This window comes from Kitasatospora sp. NA04385, assembly GCF_013364235.1.
GTDB lineage: Bacteria > Actinomycetota > Actinomycetes > Streptomycetales > Streptomycetaceae > Kitasatospora.
Window position 1 is genome coordinate 2,567,955 of sequence record NZ_CP054919.1, and the last position, 23,967, is coordinate 2,591,921.

Here is a 23,967-nt window from a genome sequence, read left to right on the forward strand (position 1 = left end):
TCGCACCGCGTGCGGCTCCGGCCGGACCTTGTCCCCACCAAGGGTACGCGGTGCGTCAGCCGAACAGCGCCCGCCGTACCTCCCCGGCGACCCGGCGGATCTCCGCCTTGACGGGCCACCAGACGCTGCGGCGCACCCAGCGGCAGGGGGCGACCACGGTGAAGCGCCAGATCCGGCCGCCGATCCGCCAGGCCCAGCGGAACGCCAGCCACAGCGCGCGCAGCACCGGGAACAGCACCGGCCGCCACAGGCCGTGGTGGAACGCCTTGCCGATCGGCACCAGCACCCAGTGCCACAGCGCCCGCAGCGGCACCGCGACCAGGTAGTACCCCAGCCAGGCGATCACCTTGCCGAAGCCGGCGGCGACGGCGACCATCCCGTTCCAGGCCGGTTCCAGCACGTAGTTCCAGAGGAACCCGAGCACCGGTTCCAGCACGTACCGCCACAGCAGCCGCAGCGGTTCGACCACCAGCCACTTCAGCAGCGGCCGCAGCAGGTACCGCCACAGCATCCGCAGCGGCCACAGCAGCACCTTGTCGACCACCCAGCCGAGGCCGCGCGCGACCAGCACCACCAGCTCCCACAGCAGCCGCAGCGGCACCACGACCGCCACCACCACCGGCCGCACCACCGCGACCAGACAGCCCTCGCCCTGCCCCTGCCGCCCCTGCTGAGCCACCGTCACTCCCCCGTCCACCGATCAGCAGATGGTAATGCCCGCGCAAAGGGCCCCCGCCACGGGGTCGTGGCGGGGGCCCTGCGGGTGAGGCCGCGTCAGGTGTTGACGACCGTCAGCGGGAGCAGCTTCTTGCCGGTGGGGCCGACCTGGATGTGGGTGTCCATCTGCGGGCAGACGCCGCAGTCGAAGCACGGGGTCCAGCGGCAGTCCTCGACCTCGACCTCCTCCAGCGCGTCCTGCCAGTCCTCCCAGAGCCAGTCCTTGTCGAGGCCGCTGTCCAGGTGGTCCCAGGGCAGCACCTCCTCGTAGGAGCGCTCGCGGGTGGTGTACCAGTCGACGTCGACGCCGGTGCCGGCCAGGCCCTTCTCGGCGGAGGCGATCCAGCGGTCGTACGAGAAGTGCTCGCGCCAGCCGTCGAAGCGGCCGCCGTCCTCGTAGACCGCCCGGATGACGGCGCCGATCCGGCGGTCGCCGCGGGAGAGCAGGCCCTCGATGATGCCGGGCTTGCCGTCGTGGTAGCGGAAGCCGATGTTCTTGCCGAACTTGCGGTCGCCGCGGATCGAGTCGCGCAGCTTGGTGAGCCGCTCGTCGGTGGCCTCGGCGGACAGCTGCGGGGCCCACTGGAACGGGGTGTGCGGCTTGGGCACGAAGCCGCCGATCGAGACCGTGCAGCGGACGTCGTTGGTGCCGGTGACCTCGCGGCCCTTGGCGATGACGTTCTTCGCCATGGTGCCGATCTGCAGCACGTCCTCGTCGGTCTCGGTGGGCAGGCCGCACATGAAGTACAGCTTCACCTGGCGCCAGCCGTTGCCGTACGCGGCGGCCACCGTGTTGATGAGGTCCTCCTCGGACACCATCTTGTTGATGACCTTGCGGATCCGCTCGGAGCCGCCCTCGGGGGCGAAGGTGAGGCCGGAGCGGCGGCCGTTGCGGGACAGCTCGTTGGCCAGGTCGATGTTGAAGGCGTCGACCCGGGTGGAGGGCAGCGACAGGCCGACCTTGTCCTCGGCGTAGCGGTCGGCCAGGCCCTTGGTGATGTCGGCGATCTCGGAGTGGTCGGCGGAGGACAGCGAGAGCAGGCCGACCTCCTCGAAGCCGGTGGCCTTCAGGCCCTTCTCCACCATCTCGCCGATGCCGGTGATGCTTCGCTCCCGCACGGGGCGCGTGATCATGCCGGCCTGGCAGAAGCGGCAGCCGCGGGTGCAGCCGCGGAAGATCTCCACCGACATCCGCTCGTGCACGGTCTCGGCGAGCGGGACCAGCGGCTGCTTGGGGTAGGGCCACTCGTCGAGGTCCATCACGGTGTGCTTGGAGACCCGCCACGGCACGCCGGGGCGGTTCGGGACGACCCGCCCGATCCGGCCGTCGGCCAGGTACTCGACGTCGTAGAACCGCGGGATGTACACCCCGCCGGTCTTGGCCAGGCGCAGCAGCAGCTCGTCGCGGCCGCCGGGGCGGCCCTCGGCCTTCCAGGCCCGGACGATGTCCGTGATGTCCAGGACGGCCTGCTCGCCGTCGCCGATCACGGCGGCGTCGATGAAGTCGGCGATCGGCTCGGGGTTGAACGCGGCGTGGCCGCCCGCGAGCACGACCGGGTCGTCCACGGTGCGGTCGGCGGCGTTCAGCGGGATGCCGGCCAGGTCGAGCGCGGTCAGCATGTTGGTGTAGCCGAGCTCGGTGGAGAACGACAGGCCGAACACGTCGAACGCCTTGATCGGGCGGTGCGCGTCGACCGTGAACTGCGGGACGCCGTGCTCGCGCATCAGCGCTTCCAGGTCCGGCCAGACGCTGTAGCTGCGCTCGGCGAGGACGCCCTCGCGCTCGTTCAGCACCTCGTAGAGGATCATGGTGCCCTGGTTGGGCAGGCCGACCTCGTAGGCGTCGGGGTACATCAGCGCCCAGCGGACGTCGCAGGCGTCCCAGTCCTTGACGGTCGAGTTGAGCTCGCCACCGACGTACTGGATCGGCTTCTGGACGTGCGGGAGGAGGGCCTCCAGGCGTGGGAAGACCGATTCGACAGTCATGTACGAGGACCTTTACGGCAGAAAAAGCAGTGACCCTTCAGGGTAGCCGAGCCCCGAGGGTCACTGTTTCCACACCGGCGACCGGCGCTAGATCCCTATCGGCCGCTGGGAGCGCACCGACTGCAGCAGTCCGATCGCGATCCAGACCGCGAACATCGAGGAGCCGCCGTAGGAGACGAACGGCAGCGGGATGCCCGCGACCGGCATGATGCCGAGGTTCATGCCGATGTTCTCGAACGCCTGGAAGGCGAACCAGGTGACCGCGCCGGCCGCCAGGATCGTCCCGTACAGGTCGGTGGCCTGGCGCGCTATCCGGCAGGCGCGCCACAGGATGACGCCGAGCAGGCCGAACATCACCAGGCCGCCGGCGAAGCCGAGCTCCTCGCCGGCCACGCTGAACACGAAGTCGGTCTGCTGCTCGGGGACGAACTGCCCTATCGTCTGGGTGCCGTGGAACAGGCCCATGCCGGTCAGGCCGCCGGAGCCGATCGCGATCCGGGCCTGCGCGGTGTTGTAGCCGACGCCGGCCGGGTCGAGCGCCGGGTTGGCGAAGGCCGCGAAGCGGTCGACCTGGTACTGGCTGAGGATGCCGAGCTTCCAGATCGCCAGCGCCCCGGCGGTGCCGCCGGCCAGCAGGCCGATCACCCAGCGGTTGGCGGCGCCGGAGGCCATCAGCACGCCGAGCATGGTGACCACCATCACCATCACCGAGCCGAGGTCCGGCATCAGCATGACCACGGCCATCGGGAAGCCGGCCACCGCCAGCGACTGCAGCACGCTGCGGGTGGGCGGGAACTCCCGCTCGCCGGTGTCGACCCGGGAGGAGAGCACCACGGCCATGCCCAGCACGATCGCCAGCTTGGCGAACTCGGCGGGCTGGATGGAGAAGCCGCCGCCGAACTGGATCCAGGAGTGCGCGCCGTTGATGGTCGAGCCGAGCGGGCTGAGCACCGCGAACAGCATCAGGATGACGGCCAGGTAGACGAACGGCACCGCGGTGCGCAGCCGCCGGGTGCCCAGCAGGATCACCGCCGCGCACAGGCCGATGCCGATCACCAGGTTGGTCAGGTGCCGGTACAGGAAGTACTGCGGGTCGCCGTGGGTCAGCTGGTCCCGACCGCGGGTGGCGGACCAGACCAGCAGCGAGCCGAGCAGGGACAGCGCCAGCGCCGCCAGGATCATCACCCAGTCGAGCCGCCGCAGCGGGGAGTCCTTGGCCAGCGCCCGGCCGAGCGAGGAGCGCCGGGGCGACAGCCGGACGGCGCGGTAGGAGTCGTAGGAGGTCATGCCCGGCCCCTTCCGTACCCGCCGCCGCGGGTGGGTTCGACGGCGGCCGGCAGCACGCCCGACGGCTGGCCGGCCCGGGCCGGCGGGGCCGGGTCCAGGAAGGTGGCGCCGGGCTCGTAGCTGAAGGTGGTGGGGACGATCGCGGTGCCGTCCGGGTTGAACTTGGGCAGTTCGGCCTGCGGCTTGGGCAGCAGCGCCTTGCCGTTGTCGATGGTGCCCTTGTCGTCGACGCCGTACAGCGCCTGGTAGATCCGGCGGACCGAGTCGCCGGAGCCGCCGGAGCCGGTGCCGCCCTGGCTGATCGTCATGACCACCGCGTAGTCGTTGCTGTAGGTGGTCAGCCAGGAGGTGGTCTGCTTGCCGGCGACCTCGGCGGTGCCGGTCTTGGCGTGCAGCTCGATCTTGCCCTGCGGCCAGCCGGAGCCGGTGAACTTCCAGGCGGCGGTGCCGGAGGTGATGACGCCGGCGGTGGCCTGGTCGATGTACTCCAGCAGCTTGCCCTGGGCGGGGATCTTGCCGTCCTCGTGCGGGGCGATGTCGCGCACCAGGGTGCCGTCGGGGCTGACGACCGCCTTGCCGATGGTGGGCCGGTACAGCGTGCCGCCGTTGGCGAGCGCCGAGTAGATCCGGGCCATCTGCAGCGGGGTGACCAGGGTGTCGCCCTGGCCGATGGCGAAGTTGACCATGTCACCGGCGCGCATCTGGTTGCCGTCGGCGCAGTTCTCGCGGGCGATCTCGTCGGCGTACTCGTGGCCGCCCTTGGCCGCCTGCTCGCACCAGGAGTTCTTCATCGCGTCGTAGTACGACTGCTTCCACTGCCGGTCGGGGACGCGCCCGGCCACCTCGCCGGGCAGGTCGATGCCGGTCTTGGCGCCGAGGCCGAACTCGTGGGCGGTCTTGAAGAACCAGTCCTGGGCGTCCTTCTTGGGCTTGAGGCCGCCGTCCTTCATCCACTGGTCGTAGGCCAGGCCGTAGAACACGGTGTCGCAGGAGACCTCCAGCGCCTTCTCCAGGGAGATGTCGCCGAAGCTCTCGGACTCGAAGTTCTTGAACTCGCGGCCGCCGATGGTCAGCGACTTCGGGCACGGGTAGTGCCCGTTGAGGTCGTAGCCGGCCTGCACGGCGGCGGTGGTGGAGATCACCTTGAAGGTGGAGCCGGGGGCGGACTGACCCTGTATGGCCCGGTTGATCAGCGGGTAGTTGGAGTCCTTGCTGTTCAGCGACTCGTAGTCCTTGGCGGAGATGCCGCCGACCCACAGGTTGGGGTCGTAGGTGGGGGCGCTGGCCATCGCGACGATCCGGCCGGTGTGGACGTCCATCACGACGGCCGCGCCGGAGTCGGCGATGTAGTTGCGGCTGGTCTCCTTGTCGTACTGGGTGCGGGCCTCGACCATGGCCTGGGCGAGCTGGTCCTCGACCACCTTCTGCACCCTGGCGTCGATCGAGGTGACCAGGTTGTTGCCGGACTGCGCGGGGGTGTTGCCGGCGCTGCCGATCACCCGGCCGAGGTTGTCGACCTCCAGCCGGTCCACGCCGGTGGTGCCGCGCAGGTCGTCGTCGTACACCGACTCCAGGCCGGCCCGGCCGATCTGGTCGGACGGCAGGCGGCGCTCGCGGCCGGCCTTGTCGGCGCTCTTGGTGACCTCGTCGTCGGTGACCGGCGAGAGGTAGCCGAGGATCTGGGCGGCGCTGGCGCCCTCCGCGTTGGTGTAGCGGCGCAGCGCGGTGGGCTGGGCGGTGACGCCGGGGAAGTCCTCGCGGCGCTCCATTATCTGCATCGCCTGCTGGGTGGTGGCCTGCTGGGTGACCGGGATCGGCTGGTACGGGGAGCCGTTCCAGCACGGCTGCGGCGTCTTGGCGTCGCACAGCCGGACCTTGTTCTTCACGTCGTCGGCCGGCACGCCCAGCACGTCGGCGAGCCGGGCCAGCACGGCCTTGCCCCTGTCCTTCTGCTGGAGCAGCGCGGTGCGGGAGACCGACACCACCAGCTTGGTCTCGTTGCCGGCCAGGATCCGCCCGGAGGCGTCCAGGATCTCGCCGCGGACGGCGGGCTCCACCACCTCGCGGATGTGGTTGCCCTGGGCCTTCTCGCTGAACTCCTTGCCGTTGCGGATCTGCAGGTACCACAGCCGGCCGCCGAGGGTGGCGAGCAGCGACAGGACCAGCACCTGGAGGACGATCAGCCGGATCGTCACCCGGCGGGTCCGGCCGGTCTCGGGGATGTTGCTCACGTGCGCGGACTCCGTCCCGGCTCAGGGGCGCTTGGCGAGGCCGAGCGCGCGCTTCTTCTTGTAGGGGGTGGCGGAGGGCTCGCGGGTGGTCCGGTAGCGGGCCAGCGCGCCGAGGCCGGAGCCGCCGTCCGCGCCGCGCACCGTCTCGTTGACCACCCGGTCGCCGTCGAAGCGGCGGGCCAGCAGCATCACCAGCGGCACCGTGAACGGGGCCAGCAGCACGTCGTACAGCAGGGCGCTGAAGACCAGGCCGGTCAGTCCGACGTGCCGGGCGGCGGTGTCGCCGACCAGTGCGCCCACCGTCGCGTACAGCAGGGTGGAGACCACCGCGGCGACCGCGACCACGCCCAGCGCGGAGAGCGCCGAGCGCTGCCGGCCGCCCTCCGGCTTGAGCAGGCCGGCGCCGTAGCCGACCAGGCACAGCACCAGCGCGTACCGGCCGACCGCGTGGTCGGACGGCGGGGCGAGGTCGGCCAGCAGGCCGGCGCAGAAGCCGACCAGGCAGCCGCCGGTCGGTCCGTACACCAGGGCCAGGCCGACCACCACCAGCATCAGCAGGTCCGGGGTGGCGCCGGGCAGTTGGAGCCGGCCGAGGATGCTGACCTGGATGACCAGGGCCAGCACCAGCAGCACGGCGGACAGCAGGATCCGGTTCACACGCGGCATCAGTTCCCCCCGGTGGTCGGCGGTGCGGCGGCGATCGGGGCCTGCGGGTTGCCCTCGGCGCCGGCGGAGGCGGCGGGCACCGGCGGCAGCACGCCGTCCCGCGGGTCGGTGCGCGGCGGGACGACCACCACGCCGACCAGGTCGAGCCGGGTGAACTGCACGTACGGCTCGACCAGGATGGTCTTGGTCAGCTGGCCCGGCGTGGCCTGCACCTCCTTGACGGTGCCGACCGGCACGCCGGGCACGAACGGGCGGCCGCTCTGCGAGCCGAAGGTGACCAGCCGGTCGCCGGCCTTCACCTGGGCCCGGCCGTTGAGCAGCTCGATCCGCATCGGCGAGGCGCCCTGCCCGGCCGCGAAGCCGATCTCGCCGCTGCCCTCCAGCCGGACGCCGGCGGTGAAGCCGGGGTCGGAGGCGAGCAGCACGGTGGCGGTGGTGGGCGCGACGGTGGTGATCCGGCCGACCAGGCCCTGGCCGTCGATCACCGTCATGTCGCGGGTGAGGCCGTCGTCGCTGCCGGCGTCGATGGTGATGGTCCAGGAGAAGCCCTGGGCCGCGCCGATCGCGATGACCTGGGCGGCCTTGACGGTGTAGCCGCCGGCGCCGGCGGTGCGCAGCATGTCGTCGAGCTGCTTGCCGCGGCCGGCGGCGGCGTCCGAGGAGGCCAGCTTCTGGCGCAGCTCGGTGTTCTCCCGGGTGATCTGGTCGAGTCGCTGCTGGTGGGTGCCGGCGTCGCGGATCGCCCGGATGTAGCCGGCGACCGGGTCGACCGCGCCGGCCGCGGCGTCCTCCACCGGGCCGAGCGCGGAGGCGGCGGCCCGGCGGGCGCCGCCGAGCGGCGAGTCGTCACCGCCCTTGATGTCCACGGTGATCAGTGCGAAGGCCACCAGGACCAGCAGGACCAGCAGTAGTCGACTCTGTCGGGTGTCCCTCACGGTGACGCCGCCGCCCCTTCGTGCTGCATGCTCATCAGCTCAGCTCGGTGTGTTTTCGAATGGCCTTGCTCAACGCCGCGGCTGGGCGTCCAGTACCTGCTGCAGCGCCTCGAACTCCTCGACGCACTTGCCCGCCCCCAGCGCCACCGAGTCCAGCGGGTTCTCCGCGATGTGCACCGGCATGCCGGTCTCCCGGCGCAGCCGCTCGTCCAGGCCGCGCAGCAGGGCGCCGCCGCCGGTGAGCACGATGCCGCGGTCCATCACGTCGCCCGCGAGCTCCGGCGGGCACTGGTCCAGGGTGGTCTTCACCGAGTCGATGATCGAGTTCACCGGCTCGTCGATGGCCTCGCGGACCTCGGCGGCCGAGATCACCACCGTCTTGGGCAGGCCGGAGACCAGGTCGCGGCCGCGGATCTCGGCGTGCTCGTCCTTCTCGCCCTCCAGGCCGAAGGCGGAGCCGATCGACATCTTGATCTGCTCGGCGGAGCGCTCGCCCAGCAGCAGGCTGTACTCCTTCTTGATGTGCTGGACGATCGCGCTGTCCAGCTCGTCGCCGGCCACCCGCAGCGACTGGGCGGTGACGATCCCGCCGAGCGAGATCACCGCGACCTCGGTGGTGCCGCCGCCGATGTCGACCACCATGTTGCCGGTGGGCTCGTGCACGGGCAGGCCGGAGCCGATCGCCGCGGCCATCGGCTCCTCGATGATGTGCACCTGGCGGGCGCCGGCCTGGATGCTGGCCTCCACCACGGCGCGGCGCTCGACGCCGGTGATGCCGGAGGGGACGCAGACCACGACCCGCGGGCGGACCAGGTAGCGGCGGCGGTGGATCTTCATGATGAAGTACCGCAGCATCCGCTCGGTGATCTCGAAGTCGGCGATCACGCCGTCCTTGAGCGGGCGGATCGCGACGATGTTGCCGGGGGTGCGGCCGATCATCTTCTTGGCCTCGGCCCCGACCGCGAGGATCCCGCCGGTGTTGGTGTTCACCGCCACGACCGACGGCTCGTTCAGCACGATGCCCTTGCCCCGGACGTACACCAGCGTGTTCGCGGTGCCTAGGTCGATCGCCAGGTCCCGGCCGAGAAACGACAGGTTGTTCGCCATGGGATGTCGAGTGCCTTCCCGAGTTCGGATCAAGGGCGGGGAGCGGGCCGGCCGTACGGGCCCGCGGCAGGGCTTGCGGCGGCTGAGCAGCCGCTCCGTGCCCGTGAGTTGGGTCCATCGTAGTCACGCCGGTCAGCGCGGGCGGCGGGTACGGCGTGCCGCCCATTCTCCGGGGGCGAATCGCCTTCTCCTGGCATTGGGACGCCGTGTCGGAGGGTAGGGTTCCGTGATTTGACGATTAACGCCCAGAGGGAGCAACCCGGCCCGCCATCCGGCCGCTGAGCTGCTCGTTCCCCGTGGGCGGCGCCCCATGCCCCCGAGGGGGCAGGGGCACCGGATCGCTACCGGACCCTCACGCGTGGGACGGGAAGAAGATCTTGATCTCGCGCTCGGCCGACTCCGGGGAGTCCGAGGCGTGGATCAGGTTCTCCCGGGTGATGGTCGCGTAGTCGCCGCGGATGGTGCCCGCGCCGGCCGCCAGCGGGTCGGTCGCGCCGGCCAGCGCCCGGATGCCGGGGACCACGTTCTCGCCCTCGACGATCAGCGCGATCGACGGGCCGGAGGTCATGAAGCCCAGCAGCGGCTCGTAGAAGTCGCGGCCGACGTGCTCGGCGTAGTGCTGTTCGAGGGTGGCGCGGTCGAAGGTGCGAAGCTCCATCGCAGCGAACCGCCAGCCGGCCTTGCGCTCGATCCGGCTGATGATCTCGCCGGCCAGGCCGCGCTGCACGGCGTCGGGCTTGAGCAGGACGAGAGTGCGCTGGGACACGGTACGGCTCCTGAGGTGTTCGGTCGTGCCTGACTGTGTCCCCGACACTACCCCGGACGGGTGGCCGGCCCGTTGACCAGGCCCGTCGGGCCGTCGGCCGGGGCCGACGGCGGCGACCCGGACGGCGGCCCGACGGTGGGTCAGACCGCGGCCGGGGCGGCCTCGGCCGCCCGCTGCGCCTTGAGCACGTCGATCTTGCGGCCGTAGTGCACCGAGCACCACCACAGGCCGCCGAAGACCACGCCGAAGGCGTACATGGTCGGCAGCACCAGCCCACTGGCCAGCACCGCCACCTGCAGCGCCCAGCCGACCTGCACCGCGCCGGGGCGGGTGATCACGCCGCAGAGCAGCACGCACAGGACCATCGCCACCGCGCTGACCGCCCAGATGGTGCCGGTGCCGACGTCGGTGAGCTTCATCGCGACCAGGCCGGCGAACATGATCAGCAGCGCCTCGCCGATCAGCGTGGAGGAGCACAGGGTGCGCATCTGCGGTTACTTCCTTCCGAACAGCAGGCGCGCCTCGCCCACCGTGATGACGGAGCCGGTGACCAGGACGCCGGCGCCGCCGAGGTCCTCCTCCTCGGCCAGGGTGACGGCGGCGTCGATCGCGTCGTCCAGCCGCGGCTCGACCTGCACCCGGTCCTCGCCGAAGACCTCGACGGCGATCGCGGCCAGCCGGTCGACCGGCATCGCGCGGTGGGTGGAGTTCTGGGTGATCACGACCTCGGCGAGGATCGGTTCGAAGACCTCCAGCAGGCCGGTGACGTCCTTGTCCCCGCTGGTGGCGATCACGCCGACCAGCTTGGTGAAGCCGAACGCCTCGCCGATCGCGGCGGCGGCGGCCTGCGCGCCGTGCGGGTTGTGCGCGGCGTCCAGGATGACGGTGGGGCTGCGCCGGACGACCTCCAGCCGGCCCGGGGAGGAGACGCCGAACAGCGCCTGCCGGACCTTCTCCTCGTCCAGGTGCTCGGCGCCGCCCTGGCCGATGCCGAAGAAGGCCTCGACGGCGGCCAGCGCCAGCGCGGCGTTCTGCGCCTGGTGGTCGCCGTGCAGCGGGAGGAAGAGGTCCTGGTACTCGTGGCCGCCGAGGCCGCGCAGGGTGACCAGCTGGCCGCCGATCGCGACCTCGCGGCGCAGCACGCCGAACTCCATGCCCTCGCGGGCCACCGTGGCGTCCACCTCGACGGCGCGGCGCAGGATCTGCTCGGCGGCGTCCAGCTGCTGCTGGGCGACCACGGCGAGCGCGCCGGGCTTGATGACGCCGGACTTCTCGACCGCGATCTCGCCGGTGGTCTCCCCCAGCTTGTCGGTGTGGTCCAGGCCGATCGGGGTGATCACGGCGACCTGGGCGTCGATCACGTTGGTGGCGTCCCAGGTGCCGCCCATGCCGACCTCGACGACCGCGACGTCCACCGGCGCGTCGGCGAAGGCGGCGTAGGCCATGCCGGTGAGCACCTCGAAGAAGGACATCGCGATCGGCTGGGCGGCGTCCACCATCCGCACGTAGGGCTCGATGTCCCGGTAGGTCTCGACGAACTTCTCGGGGGTGATCGGCGCGCCGTCCAGGCTGATCCGCTCGGTGACGGACTCCACGTGCGGGGAGGTGTAGCGGCCGGTGCGCAGCTCGAAGGCGCCGAGCAACTGCTCGACCATCCGGGCGGTGGAGGTCTTGCCGTTGGTGCCGGTGATGTGGATCGAGGGGTAGGAGCGCTGCGGCTGGCCGAGGATGTCCATCAGCGCCTCGATCCGCGTCAGCGAGGGCTCCAGCTTGTTCTCCGGCCAGCGGGTGGCCAGCTCGGCCTCGACGGCGCGCAGTTCGGGGTCGGTGCCGCCGGCGTCGGCGGGACGGACGGTGTAGGGGTTGGGCTCGGCCTTGTCGCTCACCTCGCCAGTCTAAGGACTCCGCGCGCCCGGCCCGGACGGCCGCCCCGGGGCGCAGGCCCTCTTGACACCGGAATTGGTCTACTCCACCGTGTGAGTCGCTCCTCCCGCGCCACGCTCGAAGCTCCCCGCACCGCACCCCCATCGACACTCCCCCACATGGAGATGGCATGCGTGCACCACAGCCACGACCGCACCGCCGCCCGCGCACCGGACGGGCCCTGCTCGCCGGACTGGTGGCGGCGTCCACCGGCCTGGCCGGCCTGCTGATGGCAGGCACCGGCACGGCCACCGCCGCCGCGCCCAATGTGAACGTGGTCGCCAACGGCGACTTCTCGGCCGGCAACCACATCAGCCCGTGGACCTGCGGCCCCACCGTCACCGCGGTGAACAACGCCGCCACCGGCTGGGACCTGCAGGGCTCCCCGGCCGGCACGGACTACGCCAACTGCAGCCAGAGCGTCACCGTGCTGCCGAACTCGACGTACACCCTGACCGCCACCGTGCAGGGCAGCTACGTGTTCGCGGGCGTCACCGGCACCGGCGGCACCGACCCGTCCGTCTGGAGCTCCAACTCCGGCTGGAACAACCTGACCTCCACCTTCACCACCGGCGCGTCCACCACCTCGGTGTCGGTGTGGTTCCACGGCTGGTACGGGCAGACGCCGTTCACCGTGGACAAGGTCTCGCTGGTCGGCCCGGGCACCGGCGCCAGCCCCTCGCCGTCCGGGACGGTCATCGTCGACCCGACGCCGAGCGGGACCGGGTCGAGCAGCCCGTCCCCGTCGGCGTCCGCGTCGGCGTCCCCGTCGACCTCGGTCAGCCCGACCGCGCCGCCGCCCCGCAAGCACCTGCTGACCGGCTACTGGCAGGACTTCTACAACGGCGCCACCCCGCAGCGGATCAGTGACGTCCCGGCCGCGTACGACATCATCGCGGTGGCCTTCGCGGACGCCACCAGCACCCAGGGCGGGATCAGCTTCACCCTGGACCCGACGCTGTCCTCCAAGCTCGGCGGCTACACCGAGGCCCAGTTCAAGGCCGACATCGCGGCCAAGCGGGCGGCCGGCAAGAAGGTGATCATCTCGGTCGGCGGGCAGAACGGCACCGTCTCGGTGGCCAACTCCACGGCCGCGACCAACTTCGCCAACTCGGCCTACGGCCTGATCCAGCAGTACGGCTTCGACGGCATCGACATCGACCTGGAGAACGGCGTCAACTCCACCTACATGGCGCAGGCGCTGCACAGCCTGGCGGCCAAGGTCGGGTCCGGGTTCGTGCTGACCATGGCGCCGGAGACCATCGGCATGCAGTCCACCGGCGGCGAGTACTTCAAGCTGGCGCTGGCCACCAAGGACATCCTGACCATCGTCAACATGCAGTACTACAACAGCGGGGCGATGCTCGGCTGCGACGGCGGCGTGTACTCGCAGGGCACCGAGAACTTCCTCACCGGCCTGGCCTGCATCCAGCTCCAGGGCGGCCTGCGGCCCGACCAGGTCGGCCTCGGCGTCCCGGCGTCCACCAGCGCGGCGGGCGGCGGGTACATCAGCCCGGCGACCGTGAACAACGCGCTGGACTGCCTGGCCGCCGGCACCAACTGCGGTTCGTTCAAGCCGAGTCAGACCTGGCCGACCATCGGCGGCGCGATGACCTGGTCCACCAACTGGGACGCCACCGCGGGCAACCAGATCGCCAACACGATCGGCGCGCACCTGCACGCGATGCCGTGACCTGACCCACCGCGCGCGCCCCGGGATGGAAGCCTCCCGTCCCGGGGCGCGCAGTGACGATCCGTCAGCGGGTGCCGCGCGGCATCGGCAGCCGGCCCGCGTGCCGGCGGCGCAGCTCGGCCGCGATCTCCTCGGCCTCGCCCTCGGGCAGCAACGGCAGCATCATCGCCACCGCCTGCACCAGGCCGCCGAGCAGGTAGGTGGTGTCGGGCGTGCCGGCCACCAGGGTGCGGACCTCGGCCACGTCGCCCGCGGCGACGGCCTCCAGCAGCAGGGCCGCGCCGGCCGCCTCCTCGTCCACCGGCACCTGGGCGGTGTCCTGCGGGGCGCGCCGGGCGAGGCCGCGCAGCACCCGGTCGGCGACCTCGGGGGCGTACGCCTTGCGGACCGCCTCGGCGGCGATCCACACCAGCAGGGTGGCCACTTCGCGCTCGACGTGCTCGGCCAGCAGCCGGTCCAGCTCGGTGTCGAAGGCGACCTGGTTTCCGTGCCGGAATGCCAGCAGCAGTGTCGCCGCCCTGGCCTTGGCCGCCTCCACTTCTTCCCTCGGAAGTTCGTCCGGAAGTTCGTCGACCAACTCCCCGGTCGCCATCATGCGCGCACCCTCCGTTCGTGCCCCGTCCGAATGGGAACGTCGCCCACCGTACACACCGGACGTGCAAAGGTCGCTGAACGCGCGGGGATCGGCAACGCAATGCATTCCAATTGGCGCGACACGCCAATTGCCCGGGAATGACGCCGAATAGGGGGTGTTCCGGCCGTACCGCGACGCGCGGGCAAGGGAATTGACAAACCGTCGGGAACAACTCGGGAAAAGCCGCAGGGCCGCCGCCCCGGGGGGAGCGACGGCCCTGTCGGCGGGCGGTCAGCCCTGCGGCAGCGCCGCGAGCTGGGCGGTGATCCGCTCGACGTCGGCCTCGGCGGCCGCCAGCCGGGTGCGGATCTTGGCGACCACCGCGTCCGGCGCCTTGGCCAGGAAGGCCTCGTTGCCGAGCTTGCCCTCGGCCTGCGCCTTCTCCTTCTCGGCCGCCGCCAAGTCCTTGTGCAGGCGCTTGCGTTCGGCCGCCACGTCGATGGTGCCGGACAGGTCGAGCTCGACCGTCGTGCCGGCCACCGGGAGCGAGGCGGTGGCGTGGAAGCCCTCCTCCGGCGGCGTCAGGCGCAGCAGCGAGCGGATCGCCGCCTCGTGCACCTCCAGCCGGTGGCCGGCCAGCGCCAGCCGGGCCGGGACCTTCTGGGTGGCGTTCAGGTTCTGGTCGTTGCGGAACCGGCGGACCTCGGTGACCACCTGCTGGAGCAGGGCGATCTCCGACTCGGCGTCGGCGTCCCGGTAGCCGGAGTCCTTCGGCCACTCGGCGACGACCACCGACTCGGCGCCGGTGAGCGTCGTCCACAGCGCGTCGGTGACGAACGGGACGATCGGGTGCAGCAGGCGCAGCGTCACGTCGAGCACCTCGCCGAGGACCCGGCGGGCGTGGTCGGCCTGCGCGCCGCCCTTGTTCAGCGTGGTCTTGGAGAGCTCGACGTACCAGTCGAAGACCTCGTCCCAGGCGAAGTGGAACAGCGCGTCCGAGACCTTGGCGAACTCGAAGTCCTCGTACAGCGCGTCGACTTCGGCGACCGTGGCGTTCAGCCGGGACAGGATCCAGCGGTCCGCGGCGGTGAGCTCCTCCGGCGCGGGCAGCGGGCCCCGGACGGTGGCGCCGTTCATCAGGGCGAAGCGGGTGGCGTTCCAGATCTTGTTGCAGAAGTTCCGCGAGCCCTTGACCCAGTCCTCGCCGATCGGCACGTCGGCGCCGGGGTTGGCGCCGCGGGCCAGCGTGAAGCGGACGGCGTCGGCGCCGTAGGCGTCCATCCAGTCCAGCGGGTCGACGGCGGTGCCGGAGGACTTCGACATCTTCTTGCCGAACTCGTCGCGGACCAGGCCGGTCAGCGCGATGGTCTTGAACGGGATCTCGCCGTCCATCGCGTACAGGCCGAACATCATCATCCGGGCGACCCAGAAGAAGATGATGTCGTGGCCGGTCAGCAGGACGTCGGTCGGGTAGAACTTCTCCAGGTCGGCGGTGCGCTCCGGCCAGCCCAGGGTGGAGAACGGCCACAGGCCGGAGGAGAACCAGGTGTCCAGCACGTCCGGGTCCTGGACCCAGCCCTCGCCGGCGGGGGGCTGCTCGTTCGGTCCGACGCAGACGACCTCGCCGTCCGGGCCGTACCAGACCGGGATCCGGTGGCCCCACCAGAGCTGGCGCGAGATGCACCAGTCGTACATGTTGTCGACCCAGTCGAAGTAGCGGCGCTCCAGCTCCTTCGGGTGGATCTCGACCCGGCCGTCGCGGACCGCGTCGCCCGCGGCCCTGGCCAGCGGCTCGACCTTGACCCACCACTGCAGCGACAGCCGCGGCTCGACCACGGTCCTGCAGCGCGAGCAGTGGCCGACCGCGTGGTCGTAGGGGCGCTTCTCGGCGACGATGCGCCCCTGCTCGCGCAGCGCGCCGACCACCGCGGCGCGCGCGTCGTGCCGGTCCAGGCCGAGGAACGGGCCGTGCACCGTGATGGCGCCGCGCTCGTCCATCACCGTCAGGTTCGGCAGGTTGTGGCGCTGGCCGATGGCGAAGTCGTTCGGGTCGTGCGCGGGCGTCACCTTGACGGCGCCGGTGCCGAACTCCGGGTCGACGTGCTCGTCGGCGACGACCGGGATCTCCCGGTCCGTCAGCGGCAGCTTGACCGTCCGGCCGACCAGGTGCGCGTAGCGCTCGTCGGACGGGTGGACGGCGATCGCGGTGTCGCCCAGCAGGGTCTCGGCGCGGGTGGTGGCGACCACGATCGAGTCGGCCCCGTCGCCGTAGCGGATCGAGACCAGCTCGCCGGGGACGTCCTCGTGCTCGACCTCGATGTCGGACAGCGCGGTCAGGCAGCGCGGGCACCAGTTGATGATGCGCTCGGCGCGGTAGATCAGGCCGTCGTCGAAGAGCTTCTTGAAGATGGTCTGCACGGCCTGGGAGAGGCCCTCGTCCATGGTGAAGCGCTCGCGCGACCAGTCGACGCCGTCGCCCAGGCGGCGCATCTGGCCGAGGATGCGGCCGCCGTAGTTCTCCTTCCACTCCCAGACCTTGTCGACGAAGGCCTCCCGGCCCAGGTCGTGCCGGGACAGGCCGGCCTCGGCGAGCTGCTGCTCCACCTTGTTCTGGGTGGCGATGCCCGCGTGGTCCATGCCCGGCAGCCACAGCGCCTCGAAGCCGAGCATCCGCTTGCGGCGGGTCAGCGCGTCCATCAGCGTGTGCTGGAAGGCGTGGCCGAGGTGCAGCGCGCCGGTGACGTTCGGGGGCGGAATGACGATGGTGTACGCCGGCTTCTCGCTCTTCGCGTCGGCCGTGAAGTAACCGCGCTCCACCCAGCGCTCGTACAGCTCGCCCTCTACCTCGGCCGGGGCGTAGGTCGTCGGGAGGGTGGCTGCGTCGTCCCCGGGGTGCGAGTTCACGGGGCGCTGGTTCGTCGTGTCGGTCACGACGCACAGTTTACGGAAGGCCGGACCGCGGTTACGAACCGATTGTGCCCGGACCACTCGGGCGCGCCGGGGGGGCCGTACGATAGCGTGCCGCATGGTAAAGCACTCGACGAGGAACAGTGCCGCGGGACGCTCACGCGGCGGGGGAGACTGACGACCGATGTACGGCCAGGGGCAGGGACCGCAGCAGTATCCGCAGGGGCAGCCGCCGCAGCCTTACGGCGCCCCGCCGCCGCCGCAGCAGCCCGGCTACGGGCAGCAGCCCCCCGCGTACGGGGCGCCGCAGCCGCCGCAGCCCGGGTACGGCTACCCGCAGCAGGCCCCGCCGCAGCCGGGGTACGGACAGCCCGGCTACGGGCAGCCCGGCCACCCCCAGCCCGGGTACGGGCAGCCCGGTTACGGACAGCAGCCGCCGCCGCAGTACGGCGGGCCGCAGCAGCCGGAGTACGGCGGCTACCCGGTGCCGCCCGCGCCGCCCAAGAAGGGCAGGGGCGGGATCATCGCCCTGACCGTCGTCGTGGTGCTGGCCGCGATCGGCGGCGGCGTCTGGTGGGGGCTGAAGGGCGGCGACAGCGCCGACCCGTCCAGGGGCGCCAACACCAAGGCGAAGTACAAGCTGGCGGAGACCGCGAGCGTCGCGGGCTACACCAAGAAGGGCAAGGAGGAGGCGGACGGCCTGGACGGCCTGGAGTCGGTCGGCACCTTCGAGTCCTCGATCAGCGTGACCTACTCGAAGAACACCTCCCAGCTGGTCAACATCAACGGCACCTGGGGCAGCATCGACGACCCCGACAAGGCCGCCAAGGCGCTGACCGCCCGGGCCGAGCAGAGCGTCGACGAGACCAACTCCGAAGCCACCTCGGACACCAAGAAGATCGTCTGGAAGGTGCCCTTCAAGAGCTTCGACGCCAAGGACCCGAAGGACCCGGGCGGTCGGCTGTACTGCGCCGTGGCCGCGTCGGCCGGCACCGGCAAGGAGCAGCCGGCCTGCGTGTTCGCGACGCACTCGACGCTCGGCTCGGTCTCCGCGCTCGACCTCGACCAGAGCGCCAAGTCGCTCTCGGTCGACGAGATGGCCGCGCTGGCCCGCCAGGTCCGGGACGCCTCGACCGTCGCCAAGTAGACCCCCGCACCACCTCCACGTGTGAACGGAGCCCCAGCCGTGTCCGACAACCAGTTCGGCCCGCCGCAGCCCGGCTTCGGGCCGCCGCAGCCCCCCGGCGCCCCGATACCCCCGCAGGGCGCCCCGCAGCCCGGATACGGCTACCCGCAGCAGGGCGCGCCCCAGCCGCCGCAGCCCGGGTACGGCTACCCGCAGCAGCAGCCCCAGCAGGCCTGGGGCGGCGCCGCGGTGCCGCCCCAGGGCTACCCGGTCGGCGTGCCCGGCTACCCCGGCTACCCGGCTCCGCCGAAGAAGTCCCGCAAGGGCCTGTGGATCACGCTGTCGATCGTGTCCGTCCTGATCCTGGGCGCCGTCGGCGTGATCGGCTACTTCGCCTACGACACCGTCTCGAAGACCGGCAAGTACAAGCTGGTCCTGCCCTCGACCTTCCAGGGCCTGGAGAGCGGCGACAACGCGGCCGACGCCCAGAAGATGGCCGACTCGATCCGCAGCAACGCCTCCTCCAGCGGCGGCACCCCGGACGGCGCGGTCGCCGCGATCTACAACTCGGACGATCGCTACGTCCAGGCCGGCGGCTACTACGGCAAGATCTCCGACCCGCAGGCCCAGCTGGACGCGGAGTTCAAGGCGATGGGCAGCGGCATCGGCGCGCGCAAGTCGGTGGACCCGGGCCCGCTCGGCGGCAAGATGGACTGCGCCACCAACGGCGAGGGCGTCGACGGCGAGGAGACCGGCTTCTGCCTCTGGGCCGACAACTCCACCGTGATGGTCGTCCTGGAGGGCTCCCTGGACGGCGTCGACCTGGACAAGATCGCCGCCGACGCGCGCGAGCTGCGCAAGACCGCCGAGGTCGTCAAGTAGTCCTCGCGGCACCGCGGTTCGCCGACCGGCGAGCAACGGGAAGGGCCCCGCACCGGTGACCGGTGCGGGGCCCTTCCCGTTGCTCGGGCGCCGGGCTCAGGCGCTCTTCTCCCGGCGCTCGCGCTTGATCATGTCGCGCGGGACCAGGGTCGGGATGGCGTGCTTGGAGACCACGTCGCCGGTGACCACCACGCGGGCGACGTCCTGCCGGGACGGCACCTCGTACATCACGGACATCAGCACCTCCTCCATGATGGCCCGCAGACCGCGCGCGCCGGTGCCGCGCAGGATCGCCTGGTCGGCGATCGCCTCCAGCGCGTCCCGGGTGAACTCCAGCTCCACGCCGTCCAGTTCGAACAGCTTGCGGTACTGCTTCACCAGCGCGTTCTTCGGCTCGGTGAGGATCTGCAGCAGCGCCTCGCGGTCCAGGTTGTGCACGCTGGTGATGACGGGCAGGCGGCCGATGAACTCCGGGATCATCCCGAACTTCACCAGGTCCTCCGGCATCACCTGGCGGAAGTGGTCCGCCGAGTCGACCTCGCGCTTGGAGCGGATGGTCGCGCCGAAGCCGATGCCCTTGGCGCCGGCCCGGCCCTCGATGATCCGCTCCAGGCCCGCGAACGCACCGCCCACGATGAACAGCACGTTGGTGGTGTCGATCTGGATGAACTCCTGGTGCGGGTGCTTGCGGCCGCCCTGCGGCGGCACCGAGGCGGTGGTGCCCTCCAGGATCTTCAGCAGCGCCTGCTGCACGCCCTCGCCGGAGACGTCCCGGGTGATCGACGGGTTCTCGCTCTTGCGGGCGACCTTGTCGATCTCGTCGATGTAGATGATCCCGGTCTCGGCCTTCTTGACGTCGTAGTCGGCCGCCTGGATCAGCTTCAGCAGGATGTTCTCGACGTCCTCGCCGACGTAGCCGGCCTCGGTCAGCGCCGTGGCGTCCGCGATCGCGAACGGCACGTTCAGCATCCGGGCCAGGGTCTGCGCCAGCAGCGTCTTGCCGGAGCCGGTCGGGCCCAGCAGCAGGATGTTGGACTTGGCCAGCTCGATCGCGTCGTCCCGGCCGCTGCCGCTGCGACCGGCCTCACCGGCCTGGACGCGCTTGTAGTGGTTGTAGACCGCGACCGACAGCGCCTTCTTCGCGAGGTCCTGGCCGACCACGTACTGGTCCAGGAACTCGTAGATCTCGCGGGGCTTCGGGAGCTCCTCGAAGCGCACCTCGGAGCTCTCGGCGAGCTCCTCCTCGATGATCTCGTTGCACAGGTCGATGCACTCGTCGCAGATGTACACGCCTGGCCCGGCGATCAGCTTCTTCACCTGCTTCTGCGACTTGCCGCAGAACGAGCACTTGAGCAGGTCGCCACCGTCTCCGATGCGTGCCACGAGGTGCTTCCCCTTCGCCAGGGGCCCCGCGGGGGTCGGGGCCTGGTGCTGTGAGACCGGCTGCGCCGTCGGCGGTCGGTCTGGTATCCGACGGTACTCTGCCTAGCCGCGGTTTCCGCCGACTTCGACCGCTCTGCCCTACGCCCTGGGCGAATTGATACCGAACAGATGCCGTCGCGGGCGCATGGACCCGACTGCCCATTGTGCGGGACGGACGCCCGGACCGGAACGCCCCGGGGCGGGGCGTACGTCACGTACGCACCGCCCCGGGGCGGGAGGGTCAGTCGGTGTACGAGTTCTTCCGGGTCGAGACGATCTGGTCGATCAGCCCGTACTCCAGCGACTCCTCGGCGGTGAGGATCTTGTCGCGCTCGATGTCCTCGCGGACCTGCTCGACGTCCTTGCTGGAGTGCTTGGCCAGCATGGTCTCCAGCTGCTCGCGCATCCGGAAGATCTCCTTGGCCTGGATCTCCAGGTCGGACACCTGGCCGCGGCCGGTCTCGGTGTACGGCTGGTGGATGAGCACCCGGGCGTTCGGCAGCGCGAGGCGCTTGCCGGGGGTGCCCGCGGCCAGGATCACCGCGGCGGCCGAGGCCGCCTGGCCCATGCAGACCGTCTGGATGTCCGGCTTCACGAACTGCATGGTGTCGTAGATCGCGGTCAGCGCGGTGAACGAGCCGCCGGGCGAGTTGATGTAGAGCGAGATGTCCCGGTCCGGGTCCATCGACTCCAGGCAGATCAGCTGCGCCATGATGTCGTTCGCCGAGACGTCGTCCACCTGCGAGCCGAGGAAGATGATGCGCTCCTCGAACAGCTTGGCGTACGGGTCGTACTCGCGGATGCCCTGCGAGGTGCGCTCGACGAAGCGCGGGACGATGTAGCGGCCCTCGGCGCGCATGTCCTCCAGGCGGGCCTTGGCACCCGACAGGCTGGGGATGTTCATGGTTTCTGGTCCTCCGAAGCGTGCGGTCAGGGTTCCGATGCCGGTCAGCCGGCCAGGCCGGCGCCGGTGCCGCCGCCGCCCGGGACGTCCGCGGCGCTGTGCATGATCTCGTCGATCAGGCCGTACGCCTTGGCCTCCTCCGGCGTGAACCAGCGGTCGCGGTCGGAGTCCAGGGTGATCTGCTCGAAGGACTGGCCGCTGTGGAAGGCGATCAGCTCCGACATCCGCTTCTTGGTGCGCAGCAGCTGCTCGGCCTGGATCCGGATGTCGGTGGCGGAGCCGCCGAGGCCCGCGGAGGGCTGGTGCATCAGGATGTTGGCGTTCGGCAGCGAGAAGCGCTTGCCCTTGGCGCCCGCGGTCAGCAGGAACTGGCCCATCGACGCCGCCATGCCCATCGCGATGGTGACCACGTCGTTCTTGATGTACTGCATGGTGTCGTAGATCGCCATGCCGGCCGAGATGGATCCACCCGGGGAGTTGATGTAGAGGTAGATGTCCTTCTCGGGGTCCGCCGCGAGCAGCAGCAGCTGGGCGGTGATCTTGTTGGCGATGTCGTCGTCGACCTGCTGGCCGAGGAAGATGATGCGCTCGTTGAGCAGCCGGTTGTAGACCTGGTCGCCCAGGCCGCCACCCACGTCGCCGCCGGCGGCGTGCGGTGCCATCGGGCCAGGCATCTGCATCTGCGGGAACGTCACTTAGCCACCTGCTCAGTCGATCTGCGTGTGTGTCGCTGTCCACCGACCCTAACGCGCAGGCCCCGCCGCTGAATCCCCCACGCAGAACTGTTCGCTGTGAGCGCAGGGTGAGCAGGCCGAACGCGTCCGGGACGGCCCGGGAACGCGCGAACGGGCCCGGACACCCTGCGGTGTCCGGGCCCGTTCCCGGTGCTTCGACGCCCCGTCGGCGGTCCGACGGTCAGGAGGCTCAGGCCTCGGCGGACTCCTCGGAGGTCTCCGCCGCGGCGGCCTCGGCGGCCTCGGTGGTCTCCTCCTCGTCGTCCTCGAAGGAGACGGTCTCGCCGTTGGTGTCGGTGACCTTGGCGGCCTCGACGACCAGGGCCAGCGCCTTGCCGCGGGCGACCTCGCCGACCAGGAGCTGCACCTGGCCGCCCTGGACGACCTGCTGGGCGAACTGGTCCGGGGTCAGACCGGAGCCGGCGGCGCGGCGGATGAGGTGCTCGGTGAGCTCCTCCTGGTTGACGCCCAGCTCCTCGTTCTTGACGATCTGGTCCAGCACGAACTGGGTCTTGATGCCCTTCTTCGCCTGCTCCTCGGTCTCCTTGTCGTAGTCCTCGCGGGACTTGTCCTGGGAGGCGAGGTAGGTGTCGAGGGTCAGGCCCATCGGCTCCAGCTGGTGGTGCTCCAGGTTGTGCTTGCGGGTGCCGATCTCGTCCGCGAGCAGCTTCTCCGGGTAGTCCATCTCGACCCGCGAGAGCAGCTCGTCGAGGACCTTCTCCTGGGCCTGGGTGGCCTGGTCGAACTCCTTCATCCGCTCGAGGCGCTTGACGGAGTCCGCGCGGAGCTCCTCCAGGGTGTCGAACTCGCTCGCCAGCTGCGCGAACTCGTCGTCCAGCGCCGGGAGTTCCTTCTCCTGGACGGCGGTCACGGTGACGGTGACCTCCGACTCCTTGCCGACCTGGGTGCCGCCCTTGAGGGTGGTGGTGAAGGTCTTGGACTCACCGGCGGACAGGCCGACCACGGCCTCGTCGATGCCGTCCAGCAGGCGGCCGGAGCCGATCTCGTAGCTCACGCCGGTGGCGGTGCCGTCTTCCGGCACCTCGCCGTCGACCTTGGCCTCCAGGTCGACCACGACGATGTCGTTCTCGCCGGCGGCGCGCTCGACGTCCTTCACGGAGGCGAACCGCTCGCGCAGCTGCTCCAGGGACTTCTCGACGTCCTCGTCGCCGACCTCGATCGGGTCGACCACGACCGCGATCTCGGCGAACTCGGGCAGGGTGACCTCGGGGCGCACGTCGACCTCGGCGGTGAACTTGAGGTCACCGCCGTCGGCCAGGTTCTCGACACCCTCGATCTCGGTGATGTCGGGCTGGCCCAGGACGTCGATCTGGCCCTCGTCGACGGCCTGCGTGTAGAAGCGCGGAAGCGCGTCGTTGACGGCCTCCTCCAGCACCGCGCCACGACCGAAGCGCTGGTCGATCACCTTGTTCGGGATCTTGCCCTTGCGGAAGCCCGGAACGGTGACCTGCTGGTTGATCTTCTTGTACGCCGCGTCGAGGCTGGGCTTGAGCTCCTCGAAGGGCACCTCGACGGTGAGTCGAACCCGGGTCGGGTTCAGAGTCTCGACGGCGCTCTTCACGGTTGGGTCTCCTAGGGGGCTTGCGGTCAGGGCGATAGGCGGTTGGGGCTGCATTGCTGTCCGTACTACCGCCAGCGGTCCATCCTACCGGTACCACGAAAGCGACTGTGCCCGGCACCGGGGCCGGACCGGGGGCGGCCCCGCACGGGGCCGCACGGGGTGCCGGAACGACAACAGGGCCCCGCCCTCCGACGAGACCCTGCCGCACACGGTCGGGGTGACCGGATTCGAACCGACGGCCTTCCGCTCCCAAAGCGGACGCGCTACCAACCTGCGCCACACCCCGTGGTGCCGAGCAGAAGAGTACACGTCGGCCCGCCCCCGACCGGGGCGATATCGGCGAGCCGACAACGGCGAAGGAGTGTGCAATCCACCGACCCGACCAGGTACGCTGAGCCAGTCCTCACCACCCTCGCGGTGGCGACGGACGCTCCTGTGCGGGTGTAGCTCAATGGTAGAGCCCCAGTCTTCCAAACTGGTCACGCGAGTTCGATTCTCGTCACCCGCTCCACGAGGCCGACGGCC

At 70.8% G+C, this 23,967-nt stretch carries 19 protein-coding genes and 2 tRNA genes; 4 read left to right on the plus strand and 17 right to left on the minus strand.

The features are described 5' to 3' along the window. Positions 1 to 55: 55 nt before the first annotated feature. From HUT16_RS11200 to HUT16_RS11245, 10 genes are all read right to left on the minus strand, one after another. Entirely contained in the window at positions 56 to 679 is a 624-nt protein-coding gene (locus tag HUT16_RS11200) for a hypothetical protein (protein ID WP_176187868.1), read from the minus strand. A gap of 95 nt (positions 680 to 774) precedes the next feature. Then, positions 775 to 2,703, minus strand: a complete 1,929-nt coding sequence (locus tag HUT16_RS11205; RefSeq protein WP_176187870.1) for a TIGR03960 family B12-binding radical SAM protein — start codon at positions 2,701 to 2,703, stop codon at positions 775 to 777. An 87-nt stretch (positions 2,704 to 2,790) separates the two neighbouring features. Further along, positions 2,791 to 3,990 carry a rod shape-determining protein RodA gene (gene rodA, locus HUT16_RS11210; protein WP_176187872.1) on the minus strand — a complete coding sequence of 400 codons (1,200 nt, stop codon included), beginning with the start codon at positions 3,988 to 3,990 and terminating at the stop codon, positions 2,791 to 2,793. Continuing rightward, positions 3,987 to 6,221: a penicillin-binding protein 2 gene (mrdA, locus tag HUT16_RS11215; protein ID WP_176187874.1), complete on the minus strand. Its 2,235-nt coding sequence runs from the start codon at positions 6,219 to 6,221 to the stop codon at positions 3,987 to 3,989. Before mrdA ends, rodA begins: the two co-directional genes overlap by 4 nt. A gap of 21 nt (positions 6,222 to 6,242) precedes the next feature. After that, complete coding sequence (mreD, locus tag HUT16_RS11220) at positions 6,243 to 6,887, minus strand: rod shape-determining protein MreD (protein WP_176187876.1); 645 nt, start codon at positions 6,885 to 6,887, stop codon at positions 6,243 to 6,245. Continuing rightward, positions 6,887 to 7,822 (minus strand): rod shape-determining protein MreC, encoded by a 936-nt coding sequence (gene mreC / locus HUT16_RS11225; protein WP_176187878.1) that lies wholly within the window; start codon positions 7,820 to 7,822, stop codon positions 6,887 to 6,889. Before mreC ends, mreD begins: the two co-directional genes overlap by 1 nt. A 69-nt stretch (positions 7,823 to 7,891) precedes the next feature. Continuing rightward, positions 7,892 to 8,917, minus strand: a complete 1,026-nt coding sequence (locus tag HUT16_RS11230; protein WP_033217100.1) for a rod shape-determining protein — start codon at positions 8,915 to 8,917, stop codon at positions 7,892 to 7,894. 364 nt (positions 8,918 to 9,281) lie between these two features. Further along, complete coding sequence (ndk, locus tag HUT16_RS11235) at positions 9,282 to 9,695, minus strand: nucleoside-diphosphate kinase (protein ID WP_176187882.1); 414 nt, start codon at positions 9,693 to 9,695, stop codon at positions 9,282 to 9,284. A gap of 140 nt (positions 9,696 to 9,835) precedes the next feature. Next, the gene (locus HUT16_RS11240; protein WP_176187884.1) at positions 9,836 to 10,183 is read right to left on the minus strand and encodes a DUF4233 domain-containing protein; all 348 of its coding nucleotides are present in this window, start codon (positions 10,181 to 10,183) and stop codon (positions 9,836 to 9,838) included. A gap of 6 nt (positions 10,184 to 10,189) precedes the next feature. Continuing rightward, positions 10,190 to 11,581 carry a folylpolyglutamate synthase/dihydrofolate synthase family protein gene (locus HUT16_RS11245; RefSeq protein WP_176187886.1) on the minus strand — a complete coding sequence of 464 codons (1,392 nt, stop codon included), beginning with the start codon at positions 11,579 to 11,581 and terminating at the stop codon, positions 10,190 to 10,192. 167 nt (positions 11,582 to 11,748) lie between these two features. Between HUT16_RS11245 and HUT16_RS11250 the strand changes: the two genes are divergently transcribed. Then, complete coding sequence (locus HUT16_RS11250; RefSeq protein ID WP_176187888.1) at positions 11,749 to 13,311, plus strand: chitinase; 1,563 nt, start codon at positions 11,749 to 11,751, stop codon at positions 13,309 to 13,311. Between the two features lie 64 nt (positions 13,312 to 13,375). Here the strand turns inward: HUT16_RS11250 and HUT16_RS11255 are convergent, their stop codons facing one another. Both HUT16_RS11255 and HUT16_RS11260 read right to left on the minus strand, forming a co-directional pair. After that, positions 13,376 to 13,906, minus strand: a complete 531-nt coding sequence (locus HUT16_RS11255) for a hypothetical protein (protein ID WP_176187890.1) — start codon at positions 13,904 to 13,906, stop codon at positions 13,376 to 13,378. 270 nt (positions 13,907 to 14,176) lie between these two features. Continuing rightward, a complete protein-coding gene (locus HUT16_RS11260) occupies positions 14,177 to 16,816 on the minus strand; it encodes a valine--tRNA ligase (RefSeq protein ID WP_176187892.1) in 2,640 nt (879 codons plus the stop codon). 160 nt (positions 16,817 to 16,976) lie between these two features. Between HUT16_RS11260 and HUT16_RS11265 the strand changes: the two genes are divergently transcribed. Both HUT16_RS11265 and HUT16_RS11270 read left to right on the plus strand, forming a co-directional pair. Further along, positions 16,977 to 17,939, plus strand: coding sequence for a hypothetical protein (locus HUT16_RS11265; RefSeq protein WP_176187894.1), 963 nt, complete (start codon positions 16,977 to 16,979; stop codon positions 17,937 to 17,939). A 39-nt stretch (positions 17,940 to 17,978) separates the two neighbouring features. Next, positions 17,979 to 18,800 carry a hypothetical protein gene (locus HUT16_RS11270; protein WP_176184166.1) on the plus strand — a complete coding sequence of 274 codons (822 nt, stop codon included), beginning with the start codon at positions 17,979 to 17,981 and terminating at the stop codon, positions 18,798 to 18,800. 96 nt (positions 18,801 to 18,896) lie between these two features. Here HUT16_RS11270 and clpX read toward each other — a convergent pair whose 3' ends face one another. The 5 genes from clpX to HUT16_RS11295 all read right to left on the minus strand — a co-directional run bounded on the left by clpX (position 18,897) and on the right by HUT16_RS11295 (position 23,728). Continuing rightward, positions 18,897 to 20,183, minus strand: coding sequence for an ATP-dependent Clp protease ATP-binding subunit ClpX (gene clpX, locus HUT16_RS11275; RefSeq protein WP_014135752.1), 1,287 nt, complete (start codon positions 20,181 to 20,183; stop codon positions 18,897 to 18,899). A gap of 280 nt (positions 20,184 to 20,463) precedes the next feature. Beyond that, positions 20,464 to 21,126 carry an ATP-dependent Clp protease proteolytic subunit gene (locus HUT16_RS11280; RefSeq protein WP_176187896.1) on the minus strand — a complete coding sequence of 221 codons (663 nt, stop codon included), beginning with the start codon at positions 21,124 to 21,126 and terminating at the stop codon, positions 20,464 to 20,466. Between the two features lie 44 nt (positions 21,127 to 21,170). Continuing rightward, positions 21,171 to 21,800, minus strand: coding sequence for an ATP-dependent Clp protease proteolytic subunit (locus HUT16_RS11285; protein ID WP_282206501.1), 630 nt, complete (start codon positions 21,798 to 21,800; stop codon positions 21,171 to 21,173). A gap of 250 nt (positions 21,801 to 22,050) precedes the next feature. Next, positions 22,051 to 23,442 carry a trigger factor gene (gene tig / locus HUT16_RS11290; protein ID WP_176187898.1) on the minus strand — a complete coding sequence of 464 codons (1,392 nt, stop codon included), beginning with the start codon at positions 23,440 to 23,442 and terminating at the stop codon, positions 22,051 to 22,053. A gap of 212 nt (positions 23,443 to 23,654) precedes the next feature. Further along, a tRNA-Pro gene (locus tag HUT16_RS11295) sits at positions 23,655 to 23,728 on the minus strand. Positions 23,729 to 23,879: 151 nt separating this feature from the next. On the opposite strand from HUT16_RS11295, the gene HUT16_RS11300 reads away from it, so the two are divergent. Further along, positions 23,880 to 23,953: transfer RNA gene (locus HUT16_RS11300), tRNA-Gly, on the plus strand. Positions 23,954 to 23,967: the final 14 nt, after the last annotated feature.